We start from the raw sequence: 14,367 nt of genomic DNA on the forward strand, positions 1-14,367 counted from the left end.
ATGTTAAATGGTAAGACAGTTATTTTGGGAGTAAGCGGTGGTATTGCAGTATACAAATCATGTGATCTAGTAAGTAAACTAAAAAAATTAGGGCTAAATGTTCACGTAATAATGACCGAAGCAGCTACAGAGTTTGTTTCACCGTTGACATTTCAGTCGTTAAGCCAAAACTATGTAGTTTCAGATATGTTTGCTGAACCGAAAACTTGGGATGTAGAGCATATTTCTTTAGCAAAAAAAGCCGATTTATTTTTGATAGTACCTGCTTCAGCTAATGTAATAGGAAAAATTGCAAATGGTATAGCTGATAATATGCTTACAACTACAGTTATGGCAACAAAAGCACCAATATTAATAGCTCCAGCCATGAATACAAATATGTACGAAAATGTTATAGTTCAAAAAAATATAGAGTTTTTAGAAGATCTTGGGTACAAATTTGTAGATCCAGATAGCGGAAGACTTGCATGTGGAGATATAGGGGCAGGGAAACTTGCAAATGTAGATATTATAGTGAGTAGAGTTGTAGATATGCTAAATGTCGAACAAGATCTTAAAGGTCAAAAGATAGTTGTAACTGCGGGACCAACTGTAGAGAGAATAGATCCAGTGAGATACTTATCCAATAGATCTACTGGAAAAATGGGTTATTCAATAGCATCAGAAGCAGCTAAAAGAGGCGCTGAAGTAACTCTAATTTCTGGACCGACAAATCTAAAAGCCCCAATTGGTCTATCAAGATACATACAGATTGAATCTGCTGAGGATCTATTTAATGCAATGGTAGATAATTTTGACGATAATAAGGTGTTTATACAGAGCGCCGCTGTGGCTGATTATAAACCGAATGAGTATTCTGATAAAAAGATTAAAAAGAGCAATGATGACCTAGTTATAAATTTAGGTAGAAATAAAGATATCGCTTATGAAATCGGAAAAAATAAAAAAGATAAAGTTTTAGTAGCATTTGCGGCTGAAACAAATGACCTAGTCAAACACGCTAAAGGTAAGATCGCAAAGAAGAACTTAGATTTTATCGTGGCAAATGATTTGACACAAGAGGGCGCGGGATTTAAAGCTGATACTAATATAGTTAAAATAATAGATAGAGAAGGCAGTATTGAAGAATACCCGATTATGAAAAAAGAAGAAGTAGCAAATATAATATTAGATAAAGTAAAAAATATTTTATAGAAAATAAATAATCTGTCTGTGTTGGCAAAATAATTGGGCCTATACATAGATAGATTATTTTATTTGGTGTAAAATAAAGGATAGAGATAAAAAAGGTAGGGAGAGGGATTAGAAATGGCAAGTTACGCTGAGGTTGTTGTAAGAAGCAATTCTACGTATACCGATAACCTATTTACATATCAAATCCCTGATTATTTTGAGGGCAAAATAGAAGTCGGTCACAGAGTACTCGTACCTTTTGGGAGAGGAAATAAACCAGTTGAAGCTTTTGTGTTCAAATTGATTAATAAATTTGATGAGGCTTTTAAAATTAAGAATATAGTTGAGATACTAGATGAAAATCCGATTTTTAGAGAAGAAGATATAGAGTTGGTATCTTGGATGAAAAATAGATATTTGTGTACTTATATAGACTGTATAAATCTTATATATCCAAAAGGCTACAAGTTGGATAATTATAAAGTTATCTCTCATGGAGATAAAATTAAAGACATTGGCGTGGATTTAACTCAAGAACTTTTGGATGATTTAAAAGAAGATGAAAAAGATGTAATAGAAAAACTTCTTTTTAGTAAAGGAAAAGTAAAGGTTGATAAGTTAAACTATATAAAGAATGTAAATAATGTGATATATAGGCTTGAGAAAAAAGAATTTATAAAACTAGGCTGGGAGTACGACGATAGAGAAAATGAAAAGATGATATGTTATGTATCACTTTGCTTTAAGGGTGAAGAACTCGAAAAATACATTAAAGACAATAAGCTTAGAATAGGAAAAAGCCAGAAAAAAGCGATTGATTTTTTAAATGACAATGATGATGTAGAGATAAATGATTTAATGGAAATACTAGGAGTATCTAGACAGAGTATAAATGCACTGTCGTCAAAAGGTGTGATAGAGTTGGATTTCAAACCTTACTATAGAGAACCGGAGTTTAACTTTAAATCAGAAAATAAAAAAGTGAATCTGAATGAAGAGCAGATAAGTGCTGTAAATACAGTGACTTCTCAGATGTTTGAAGAAGATAAAAAGCCTTATTTGATACATGGAATAACTGGAAGCGGTAAAACAGAAGTGTACATGGAGATTATAGATCATGCGCTTAGTCAAGGGCTTAGCAGTATTTTATTAGTTCCAGAGATCTCTCTTACACCTCAGACAATATCTAGACTTAAAAATAGATTTGGACCTATAGTTGGAGTTTACCACAGCAAACTTTCAGAAGGTGAGAGACACGATGTATATAAAGCTATAAAAGCTGGTAAAGTAAGAATACTTATAGGAGCAAGATCAGCTTTATTTGCGCCTTTTGATAACTTAGGGGCGATTATTATAGACGAATTTCACGAGACATCGTATAAAGCCGAAAATAACCCTAAATTTAGTGCAATAGAAGTCGCTAGATATATGTCTATAAAAAATAATATTACATTAGTATTTGGATCGGCTACTCCTTCAGTTGAGGAGTACTACAGAGCAAAAACAGGAGAGTACAACTTAATTGAAATAAATAAGAGAGCAAACAACAAGCCGCTTCCAAAGATAAAAATAGTAGATATGAAGAAAGAACTTGATGTAGGGAATACAAGTATTTTTAGCAGTGAACTCATCAAAGAGATTAAAAGGACAATAGTAAGTGGTAGTCAAGCGATACTATTCTTAAATAGAAGAGGCTATGCAAATTTTGTATCTTGTAGAAAATGTGGGTATGTATTTAAGTGTAACGACTGTGATATATCGCTTACTTATCACAAGTACAATAATTCTGGAATATGCCACTACTGTGGTTACGAGACTACAATTCCCAGGACTTGCCCAGAATGTGGAAGTGAACATATAAAACCTTTTGGTACTGGAACTCAAAAGATTGAAGAGGAATTAAAGACTATTCTTCCAGATGTAAAGACACTTAGGATGGATAAAGACACTACATCTAAAAAAGGTTCTCTAGAAAAGATTCTAAATAAATTTAAGGATAAAGAAGCGGATATACTGATCGGAACTCAAATGCTAAGTAAAGGTCTAGATTTTGAAAATGTAACGCTTGTCGGAATTTTGTCTGCAGATATGATTTTAAATTTCCCTGATTTTAGAAGTTTTGAGACGACTTTTCAGCTTATAACTCAAGTTTCTGGGAGAGCAGGAAGGTCAGATAAAGAGGGAGAGGTAGTACTTCAGACATATGATACTGATCATTACGCTATTAGACATGCAATTAATTACGATTATGAAAGCTTTTACGAGGATGAAGTGAAAATAAGAAAGGCTTTTGGTTACACACCTTTCAGCAATATGATGAGGGTTGTGGTAAGCGGTGAAGACGAAGTAGATGTTAAAAAGAGTATCGACAACTTACACAGTTCATTAGTATACTTATTAAAAGAAAGAGGAATAGACAATTTCGATTTTATATTAGGACCAAATCCATGTTCTATAACTAAAATAAAGCAAAACTATAGATGGCAAATATTATTTAAAGACGACAATATTGAAATTAATCTTTTAAAGGGTATAATAAAATATATATGTATAACAAAGAGAGATTTTGTCTTTAATAAAAATGTAAATGTTTCAATTGATATAAATCCAAACACAATTTTATAGTAAAATAATTTTGTGGTTAAATAAAATAGAAAAGTGGAGTTTGTAAATAAATATAGAGATTATATGTACAAGTTAAGAGGAGGATCAAAATGGCACTTAGAAGAATTGCACAAATCGGAGAAGAGGTACTTAGGAAAAAATCGAGAAAAGTAGAAAAAATAGATGATAGAATACTACAGTTACTTGATGATATGGCGGAAACAATGTATGAAGCTGAAGGTGTAGGGCTTGCAGCACCTCAAGTTGGAATACTAAAGAGAGTAATAGTGATAGATATAGGAGATGGTTTAATTGAACTTATAAATCCTGAGATAGTAGAATCTTCTGGTGAGCAAATCGACTCTGAAGGTTGCCTAAGTGTTGAAGGAGAATCAGCAGAAGTAAGAAGACCAATGAACGTTAAGGTAAGAGGGCTTAATAGAGAAGGCGTAAAGGTAGAATACGAAGCTGAAGAATTTTTGGCTAGAGCATTCTGCCATGAGACAGACACTTAGAAGGTGTACTGTTTGTAGATAAGACAGAAAAGTAAAGAAGTTGTTTTAGGCGTTCTGGCTTATAAGTTTAACAAATAAAAGTAGTGACTTTAATGAGTTAAAGGGGGGCGAAAAATGGCACTTAGAAGAATTGCACAAATTGGAGAAGCAGTATTAAGAAAGAAATCAAGAAAAGTAGAAAAAATAGATGATAGAATACTACAGTTGCTAGATGATATGGCAGAAACAATGTATGGAGCTGAATACGGTGGTGGACTTGCTGCACCTCAAGTTGGAATACTTAAAAGAATAATAGTAATAGATCTAGGAGAAGGATTAATCGAACTTATAAATCCTGAGATAATAGAGTCTTCAGGTGAACAAATTGGACCGGAATCTTGTTTAAGTGTGCAAGGAAAATCGGGAAAAGTAAAAAGACCGATGTATGTTAAGGTAAGAGGTCTTAATAGAGAAGGTTTAGAGATTGAATACGAAGCTGAAGGATTACTAGCTAGAGCGTTTTGCCATGAGACAGATCATTTAGATGGCGTATTATATGTAGATAAAATCGAGAAGTAATAGGAGCTGATATTTATGAAGATTGTTTTTATGGGAACACCAGAAATAGCAGTCCCATGTTTAGAGAAAATGATAGATGAAAAACACGAAATTTTAGGTGTGGTAACTCAGCCAGATAAACCAAAGGGTAGAGGCAAAAAACTTGCAATGTCACCTGTAAAGGAGCTTGCAGTTAAGCATGATATAGATGTATATCAACCAAAGAGAGCTAGGGATGAAGAATTTATCAATGAGATAAAAATATATCTCCAGATTTGATAATAGTTGTAGCTTTCGGTCAGATACTTCCAAAAGAGATACTAGAAATACCTAAATACGGTTGCGTGAATGTACACGTTTCACTGCTACCTAAGTATAGAGGTGCAGCGCCTATTAACTGGGTTATAATAAATGGCGAAGAAAAAACAGGAGTATCAACAATGTACATGGATGAAGGATTGGACACTGGTGATATTATACTACAGCATGAGATAGACTTGAACAATGAAATTACGGCAGGAGAGCTTCGCGATAAGATAATGTATATCGGGGCTGATTTACTTAAAGAGACAGTTGAAATGATAGCTGAAGGCACTGCTCCTAGAACAGTTCAAATTAATGAGGAGTCGTCTTATGCTGCGATAATGAATAAAAGCCTTGGGAAAATAGATTTTTCTAAATCAGCTAAAGAAATTCATAACTTAGTTAGAGGTGTAAATCCTTGGCCTAGCTCTTATACAACTTATGAAGACGATACAATGAAGGTTTGGAAGACTAAAGTAACTGATAAAGATAGCGAGGACAAACCAGGAACTATTGTCGATGTGAATAAAGAAGGTATAGGAGTCTGTACAAAAGATAAAGTTATTCTTTTAGAGGAGATTCAGATGCCAAACAAAAAAAGAGTATTGGTAAGTGAATATATAAAAGGTAACACAATAAAAACTGGGGTAGTGTTAAACTAGGTGAGGATATGACTGAGATAAAGAAGTACTCAGTGAGTATATGTATTTTGATTTTAGTGCTTGGAGTTTTAGTAGGAGCGGTAGATTTATTTGTGACTAGCTATAACGATATATTTTCAAAATTAATTATAGCTTTATTTTTTATAGTTGTGACAATTATTATTTTTTCGACTTTCGTAACGTATTTAGTTGTAAACGAAAAAAAGTTAATTCAACTATTATGAGATTTAACTTTAACATAGTAAATATACTATTTCCTATTGTTACATATATATCCTCTGTACTTAAGATATCAAAAGATGATATGAGAAGGGTATATATTAAGCTAAACAATGAATATATATACAGTGGTAAATATAATTTTGAACCAGAGGATATAATAATACTTATACCTCACTGTGTTCAAAATAACTTATGTAAATTGAAAATCACTAATGATATAGATAACTGCAATAAATGTGGTCTTTGCAGTGTAAAAGATTTAGTTGATCTAAAGTATAAACACAATGTAAAAGTATTTGTAGCTACAGGCGGAACTTTGGCTAGAAAGATAATTATAGATAATAAACCAAAAGCGGTCATAGCAGTAGCTTGCGAAAGAGACCTTACATCAGGAGTTCAGGATGTAAGCAAAATACCAGTGCTAGGAGTTTTTAATAAAAGGCCAAATGGACCTTGCTTTAACACTGGTGTGGATATAGAGGATGTGGAAGAAGCAATAGATTTTTTGAGGGGAAACATTGGTTTTAAGCACAGTGAATATTAATTTACAAATAATTAGGAGAGTGTTATATAAATGAATTACGGATACTGGGGATTTGACCCAACTATGATTATATTAATACCAGCTTTATTATTCACTATGTATGCTCAGTTTAAAGTTAGTTCAACTACTAATAAATACTTAAAAGTACGTGCTTACAGTGGATATACAGGAGAACAGGTAGCTAAAAGGATACTTAGTGTAAATGGATTAAACGATGTTAGAGTAGAGCCTATAGGAGGGCATCTGAGCGATCACTACGATCCTAGAAAGAAAACTGTAAGATTATCTCAAGATGTGTACTCGGGAACTTCGATAACTTCTATTTCGGTTGCAGCACACGAGTGTGGGCATGCTATACAACACGCTCATGGATATGTGCCTCTAAGCATAAGAAGTTCGTTAGTTCCAGTTGTAAGCTTCGCATCAAGCGCTTCGTGGATACTTATTATACTAGGATTTATAATGAGTGGTCCATTTTTGAAATTTGGGATAATTTTATTTTCACTTACAGTTTTATTCCAAATAGTTACACTACCAGTTGAATTTAACGCATCTAGTAGAGCAGTGACTCAGCTTGCTAGTCTAGGGATTGTCGATGAGGGTGAAAAGAGACAAAGTAGAAAAGTTCTTACAGCAGCAGCGCTTACTTACGTTGCAGCAGCTCTAACAGCAGCACTTCAACTACTTAGGTTAGTTTTGATAGCTCAAAGAAGAAACGATTAATAAGAAAATAAACAATAATTTTAGGCTGAAAATATCGATTTACTTCCAACGAGTAGATAAACTCGTAATGTCAGTTATTAGATATTTTTAGCCTAATTTACTTTTACTAGCTTGAGGAGAGAAAAATTATGAACGCAAGAGAGTTTGCATTTAAAGTAATATGTGATATAGAGACGAACAAGAACTATTCAAATATCTCAATTAATAAGCATTTTAAAAATATCGAAATTAAAAATGCAGAACGTGGTTTTGCAACAGAACTAATCTACGGTGTAGTAGAAAATAAATACTACATAGACTATATAATCAATAAGCTTTCAAAGATAAAAGTAAAGAAGATGTCTACATTTGTTAAGACTATACTTAGAATGGGAACGTATCAAATACTGTTTTTAGATAGTATCTCTGACTACGCGGCTGTGGATGAGTCCGTAAAGCTTGCTAAAAAGTACGATAAGAGATCATCAGGATTTGTAAATGCGATCCTAAGAAATGAAATAAGAAGCAAAGAGACTATTAAAAATATTGATGAAAAGGATGAAGTGAAGGCTCTTTCGATAGAGTATTCGTATAATCCATGGATGGTGCAAAATTGGATAGAAAAGTTCGGCATAGATTTTACTAGAGATTTATTGGAAGAAAACAGTAAAAAACCAAATCTTTATATACGTGTAAACACTACAAAAACTACTAGAGATGAGCTTATAGAAAAGTTAACTAAAATGGGAGTTGAGTGTAGTAAGGTAAGTTTTATAGAAGAGGCAGTAGAAGTTAAAAATTTAAAAAATATTGAAAATAATGAATTATTTAATCAGGGATTATTTACAATTCAAGATATAAGTTCTATGATAGTAGGGAAAACTATTAATCCAAAAGAAAATTCTTTAGTTTTGGATGTCTGTAGTGCACCTGGTGGAAAGACTACGCATGTTGCTACAATTATGAATAATACAGGAAAAGTTGTAGCTAGAGATATTTTTAATCACAAGTTGAAGCTTATTAAATCTTCTGTAACTAGATTAGGACTAAACAATGTAGATGTGGAAGAATATGATGCACTAAAATTCGATGAGAGAAGTGTAGACAGGTTTGATTATGTACTTACAGATGTGCCTTGTTCAGGGCTTGGAATAGTTAAGAGAAAGCCAGAAATAAAGTTTAAAGAAAAAGAAGATTTAAAAGAATTACCTGCAATTCAGAGTCAAATTATAGGTAATGCGTCTAAATATGTAAAGATAGGTGGCACACTTGTGTACAGTACATGTACCATTCAAGACGAAGAAAATATGAATGTTGTCAAAGCATTTTTAAAAGATAATGAAGGATTTAAACTAGATCCTATAGATTCAGTAGAAATAGATTTAGAAGAACAAAACAGCGGAGTGCTGAAGATTTATCCTAATGTGCACGGTATGGATGGATTTTTTATAGCAAAATTAGTGAGAGTTAGGTAGTGATAAAGTGGAAGATAAAAAAGTAGCGCTAAAAAATTTTACCGAAGATGAGATAAAGGAATACATGAAGGAAATTGGAGAAAAAGCTTTTAGAGGAAGTCAGATTTTTTCATGGATATATAAAGGCGCAGAAAACTTTGATGATATGAAAAATATTCCCAAATCTTTAAGAGAAAAATTAGAGCAAAACACTTATATAGGAACTTTAGAACAGGAATTAAAATTAGAGTCTAAGATAGATGGAACAAAAAAATATTTGTTTTTATTGGCCGACGGAAATATAATAGAAACAGTGATGATGGACTATGGAGATAGAACGACAGTATGTGTTACTAATCAGGTAGGATGCAGAATGGGATGTAACTTCTGTGCATCTACAATCGATGGTCTAGTCAGAAATCTGGAGCCGTGGGAAATTTTAGATCAGATTATGCAGGTCCAAAAGGACACTGGCAAGAGAGTATCAAACGTAGTAATGATGGGAAGTGGAGAGCCACTAGATAACTTTGAAAACTCTAAAAAATTCTTGGAGATTGTCAATGAAGAGAATGGCTTGAACTTAGGATACAGGCATATAACACTATCTACTTGTGGTATTGTACCTAAGATTTACGAGCTTGCAGATTTAGAAATACCGATAAATCTTGCAATATCTCTCCATTCGCCATATGATAGTATTAGAAAAGAGATAATGCCTGTTGCAAAATCTTACACTATCGATGAAATCATAAAGGCTTGTCGTTATTATATAAAAAAGACAAATAGAAGAATCACTTTTGAGTACTCATTGATAAAAGGTGTAAATGACTCTGAAAAAGAAGCAAATGCACTGGCTAAGCTACTTAAAGGTATGTTATGTCATGTTAATCTTATTCCTATAAATAAAGTAGATGAGAGGGAATACGAAAAACCTGATAAAGTATATATTTACAAATTTAGAGACAATCTAGAAAAACACAATATACCTGCTACAGTTAGAATATCAAGAGGTTCTGATATAAGTGGAGCTTGTGGTCAGTTGAGAAGAAAATATAAGTGATAACAAGGAGGAAATCGTATGGATTATAGTTGTGCCTCCCATATAGGAAAAATAAGAAAGAACAATGAAGATTACTGTGAGGGAGAAATTATAGAAACAGAATTTGGGCCTATGGGCATATTTGCAATAGCTGACGGTATGGGTGGCCATAATAAAGGCGAAGTTGCGAGTAAATTGGCAGTTTCCAACATAATTAAATTTCTAAAAGAAAATCTATTGCAGAGAGAAAGTATTAAAATTGACTATATAGATGACGTTCTAAAACAAGCTTATAACAATGTAAATACGATAATACACAATAAATCTAAAGAAGCTTTGGAATTTGATGGTATGGGTACAACGCTAGTAACTGCAATAATCTACAACAACAACATTTATGTTGCAAACGTAGGCGATAGTAGATGCTATTTGTTACACGACAGAAAATTTGATAAAATAACAATAGACCATTCTGTAGTTGAAGAACTTATAATGGCAAAAGTTATTACAGAAGAAGAAGCAAAGACTCATCCTCAAAGAAACCATATAACTCGTGCTGTAGGCACAGACGATATGGTTGTTGTAGATATATTTAAAAAGAAGCTGAGAGATGGAGATTTTATTCTCATGGCTACAGATGGGCTTACTGGATTTGTAAATGATAATGAAATAAGACAAACAATAATTGAATTTAAAGAAGAAGATATAGATGAAATAAGCGCTAAATTGATAAATATGGCAAATGATGTTTCTGGTAAAGATAATGTTTCGGTTATCTTAATAAGAGTATAATTAGGACGGTGATAATGTGGGAGAAACAATTTTAGGAAATAGATATGAGATCATAAGAAAGATTGGCGATGGGGGTATGGCCTTTGTTTACGAGGCTAAAGACAAGTTGCTAAATAGAACCGTAGCTCTAAAGGTCCTTAGACCAGAGTTTGTTGATGACGAAGAATTTTTAACAAAATTTAAGAGAGAAGCTGAAGCGGTAGCGAGTTTATCTCATCCAAATATAGTTAATGTGTACGATGTAGGCGAAGATGGCAAAGTTCACTATATAGTAATGGAGTTTATAGATGGGCAAAACTTAAAGGAGATTATTCAAAACGAGGGAACTTTAGATGAATACACTGCTTTAGATATAACCAAGCAGATTTCATTAGCTCTTGGTGCTGCCCATAAAAAGGGCATAATACATAGAGATATAAAACCTCATAACATACTTATCTCAAATGAAGGTAGAGTAGTTAAGGTAGCTGATTTTGGTATTGCGAAAGCAGTATCGAATACAACTGTAACTAATATAGGGAGTGTTATAGGTTCTGTTCACTATTTTTCACCGGAGCAAGCTAAAGGTAAGTTTGTGACTAATAGTGCAGATTTATACTCATTAGGTATAGTTTTATATGAGATGCTATTAGGAAAAGTTCCTTTTAGAGGGGACAGCCCTATTTCAATAGCTCTTCAACATATTAACGATGATATCGAGTTTACATCTGATGAAAAAGTTAGTATACCACAGAGCGTAAGAACATTAATAAAAAAATTAACTGAGAAATCTGCTTCAGATAGATACCAAACTGCTGAAGAATTGATTGAAGATATTGATTACATTGAGAAAAATATTGATCTAGATTTTATCAAAGAGTACAATGACTTTGAAACTAAAAAGATAGATCCTAAAAAATTAAACTTAGAAAATCAGTCGGTATCAGAGAAGTTAAATCCGATGTCAATTCCAGATCTGGAAGAAGATGATAGTTACCTTGAAGACGAGTACGAAGATGAAGATGAGTACGAGGATGATGACTATGAAGAAGAAAATAGAAGATCAAAAAGGCGAGAGAGAAGAAAGAAGAAGAAAAAGAAAGATAGTCCAAAGACTAAAAAGAGATTAAGAATTGCGGCTGTAATACTTATAATTATATTAATGGCTCAATTCGCATTTGCATATAAAATGTTTATAAAACCGGCACTTGGAGGGGACTCTGTTGCTCCAAATCTTGTAAATATGACATTAGAAGAAGCTAGGTCTGAGTTAGATAAAATGGGAGTTAGCATCAAAGTAAAAAGCAGTGAATACAGTGAAGACGTAGAAGAAGACTGTATAATTTCACAGACTCCCCCCGAAGGTACAAAGTTGGATAAAGGAGATGTAGTAGCTGTAGTATTAAGTAAGGGGGCAGATACTATATCGGCTCCAGAGGTTGTAGGACTTACGCTAAGTGATGCAAAAGAAGCTCTCAAGGATGCAAATCTTAAACTGGGAACGGTCAAGTACGAGTATAGCAGCAGTGAAAAAGAAGGAACAGTGCTAAGTCAAAGTCCTAGAGCAGGATCTACAAACGTAAAAGAGGGAGATAGAATAAACCTTGTTGTAAGTAAAAAATCAGATGAATCTGATGTTATAGATCCAGATGAAAATAAAAATGATGAAGATACTACTCAGCCGCCGGATTTAGGAACTGGAAATGAACCAGGAACAGGAACAAATCCAGGAAATGGAAGTGGAACAAATCCAGGAAATGGAAATGGAAGTGGAACAAATCCAGGAAATGGAAGTGGAACAAACCCAGGAAATGGAAGTGGAACAAACCCAGGAAATGGAAATGGAAGTGGAACAAATCCAGGAAATGGGAATGGATCAGAATCAGGAACTGGATCAGAACCAGGTGGTTCAGGGTCAGGATCAGGAAATGGATCAGGTGGAACTGGAGGATCTGGCAGTACAGATACTGAGTAAATAGGGATGCCACATAATTTATCGATTGTTGGATTTAATAAAAATACAATGTATTTTATAGGGCTGTCTCAAAATTTTGAGACAGCCCTGATTTTATGTAATAAAAATATATTTATATAAATAAATTTTTGAGGTGAGATTGATGATACAAAAGAAAACTGTTTTAATTACAGGTTCTTCTAGGGGCATTGGAGGCAATATGGCTGAGAAGTTTGCTAGGGAAGGCTATAATGTTTTAATAAACTACAATAAGTCTAAGGGTAAGGCTGAGGAACTACAGGCTAGATTACAAGGTGAAGGTCTTTCTGTTAAAACATTCAAGGCTGATGTAAGCAAGAGAGATGAAGTTGAGGCTATGTTTGAGTACTGTTTAAAAGAGTTTGGAGATTTAGATGTTCTTGTAAATAATGCGGGTGTAGCTAAGGGAATTCTATTTACTGATATTTCTGATGAGGACTGGGACAATCTTATGAATGTAAATCTAAAAGGAGTGTTCCATTGCGCACAAACTGCACTTAGACATATGATTTCTGAAAAAAGGGTAAAATAATAAATATATCTTCTATATGGGGAATAACTGGTGGATCATGTGAAGTTCACTATTCTGCATCAAAGGCGGGAATCATAGGTCTTACAAAGGCACTTGCAAAAGAAGTTGGACCTTCTAATATACAGGTAAATTGCATAGCTCCCGGTGCTATAGTTACGGATATGTTGGAGCAAATAGATGGAGATGACCTAGAGCTATTTAGACAGGAGACTCCTTTGATGAAGTTAGGAAAACCTGAAGATATATCTAATTGTGCACTATTTTTAGCATCGGATAAGGCTGATTTCTTTACAGGACAAGTATTAAGTCCAAATGGTGGAATTGTTATTTAGGTAAAAATATATTAAAATTATAGATAAGATAGATAAAAGTATTATTTTGGTAAATAATATTTTTTATAAAAGCGCAACTATAAATAGAGGAGGTATTTAATGTTAAAGGGACAAATTGTGAAAGGAATAAGTGGTTTTTATTACGTAGATACAGAAAATGGACTTTACGAATGCAAAGCTAGGGGAATACTTAGAAAAGATAAAATTACACCACTAGTTGGCGACCGAGTAAAGATGAATGTGCTAGATGAAGTGGAGAAAAAGGGAATAGTAGAAGAAATTGAGGGCAGAGATTCTGAACTTATAAGACCTCCTATAGCAAACGTAGATAAGGCACTAATTGTATTTGCAATAAAAAACCCAAACTTAAATTTATCCCTTTTAGATAGATTTTTGGTTCTTTCTGAGAGAGAAGGATTGGAAACTGTAATTGTATTTACAAAGATAGATTTGGATTCAGAGGCGACTTTAGAAAGTATTAAAAATGTTTATGAAAGTTGTGGATACAATGTAATACCTGTAAGCAATGTGGACAATTTAAATGTAGATAAAGTAAAAGATGAGTTGAAGGATAGTATAACTGTTTTTGCTGGACCATCTGGAGTTGGTAAGTCGAGCTTGCTAAATGAAATAGATGAAGACTTTAAACTTCAAACCGGAGAAGTAAGTGATAAGATAAAAAGAGGAAAGCATACTACAAGACATGCAGAGCTATTTAAACTTGAATTCGGTGGAATGGTAGCAGATACACCGGGATTTAGTTCTCTTTCTGTAGATGATATAGAAGAAGACGAATTAAAAGATTACTTTATCGAGTTTGCGGAGTACGGAAAATGTAAATTTGGAAACAAATGTATACACGAAAATGAACCGAAATGTGGTGTAAAAGAAGCTGTAGAAAATGGATATATTTCAAAAGAAAGATACGACAGCTATTTACAGCTTTTAGGTGAAATTAGAGAATTCAACAGTAGGAGGTATTAA

The 14,367-nt window shown here is 33.4% G+C and carries 11 protein-coding genes and 3 pseudogenes; all 14 read left to right on the forward strand.

All coding sequences use genetic code 11. The annotated features are described in order from the left end of the window. Complete coding sequence (gene coaBC, locus T473_RS0103715) at positions 1-1,194, forward strand: bifunctional phosphopantothenoylcysteine decarboxylase/phosphopantothenate--cysteine ligase CoaBC (RefSeq protein WP_024620690.1); 1,194 nt, start codon at positions 1-3, stop codon at positions 1,192-1,194. Between the two features lie 114 nt (positions 1,195-1,308). After that, positions 1,309-3,798, forward strand: coding sequence for a primosomal protein N' (gene priA / locus T473_RS0103720; RefSeq protein WP_024620691.1), 2,490 nt, complete (start codon positions 1,309-1,311; stop codon positions 3,796-3,798). Positions 3,799-3,887: 89 nt separating this feature from the next. Further along, positions 3,888-4,327 (forward strand): annotated as a pseudogene (gene def, locus T473_RS16150) (peptide deformylase). A 79-nt stretch (positions 4,328-4,406) separates the two neighbouring features. Further along, positions 4,407-4,850 carry a peptide deformylase gene (gene def / locus T473_RS0103730; RefSeq protein WP_024620692.1) on the forward strand — a complete coding sequence of 148 codons (444 nt, stop codon included), beginning with the start codon at positions 4,407-4,409 and terminating at the stop codon, positions 4,848-4,850. 15 nt (positions 4,851-4,865) lie between these two features. Further along, positions 4,866-5,794, forward strand: a pseudogene (fmt, locus tag T473_RS16155) (methionyl-tRNA formyltransferase). A gap of 8 nt (positions 5,795-5,802) precedes the next feature. Continuing rightward, a complete protein-coding gene (locus T473_RS19620) occupies positions 5,803-6,018 on the forward strand; it encodes a hypothetical protein (protein ID WP_330369364.1) in 216 nt (71 codons plus the stop codon). Beyond that, on the forward strand, positions 6,015-6,560 hold the full coding sequence (locus T473_RS16160; protein WP_330369365.1) for a DUF116 domain-containing protein: 546 nt from the start codon (positions 6,015-6,017) through the stop codon (positions 6,558-6,560). The genes T473_RS19620 and T473_RS16160 overlap by 4 nt, the downstream gene beginning before the upstream one ends. Before the next feature lie 30 nt (positions 6,561-6,590). Continuing rightward, a complete protein-coding gene (locus T473_RS0103745) occupies positions 6,591-7,283 on the forward strand; it encodes a zinc metallopeptidase (RefSeq protein WP_024620693.1) in 693 nt (230 codons plus the stop codon). 128 nt (positions 7,284-7,411) lie between these two features. Then, a complete protein-coding gene (rsmB, locus tag T473_RS0103750) occupies positions 7,412-8,737 on the forward strand; it encodes a 16S rRNA (cytosine(967)-C(5))-methyltransferase RsmB (protein WP_024620694.1) in 1,326 nt (441 codons plus the stop codon). Positions 8,738-8,744: 7 nt separating this feature from the next. After that, a complete protein-coding gene (rlmN, locus tag T473_RS0103755) occupies positions 8,745-9,776 on the forward strand; it encodes a dual-specificity RNA methyltransferase RlmN (protein ID WP_024620695.1) in 1,032 nt (343 codons plus the stop codon). 18 nt (positions 9,777-9,794) lie between these two features. Then, on the forward strand, positions 9,795-10,547 hold the full coding sequence (locus tag T473_RS0103760) for a Stp1/IreP family PP2C-type Ser/Thr phosphatase (RefSeq protein ID WP_024620696.1): 753 nt from the start codon (positions 9,795-9,797) through the stop codon (positions 10,545-10,547). Positions 10,548-10,563: 16 nt separating this feature from the next. Beyond that, positions 10,564-12,501 (forward strand): Stk1 family PASTA domain-containing Ser/Thr kinase, encoded by a 1,938-nt coding sequence (pknB, locus tag T473_RS0103765; RefSeq protein ID WP_024620697.1) that lies wholly within the window; start codon positions 10,564-10,566, stop codon positions 12,499-12,501. Positions 12,502-12,700: 199 nt separating this feature from the next. Then, positions 12,701-13,383: pseudogene (gene fabG / locus T473_RS16165) on the forward strand (3-oxoacyl-ACP reductase FabG). A 99-nt stretch (positions 13,384-13,482) separates the two neighbouring features. Further along, a complete protein-coding gene (rsgA, locus tag T473_RS0103775) occupies positions 13,483-14,367 on the forward strand; it encodes a ribosome small subunit-dependent GTPase A (RefSeq protein ID WP_024620698.1) in 885 nt (294 codons plus the stop codon).

It is taken from the genome of Clostridioides mangenotii TR, assembly GCF_000498755.1.
Lineage (GTDB): Bacteria > Bacillota > Clostridia > Peptostreptococcales > Peptostreptococcaceae > Metaclostridioides > Metaclostridioides mangenotii_A.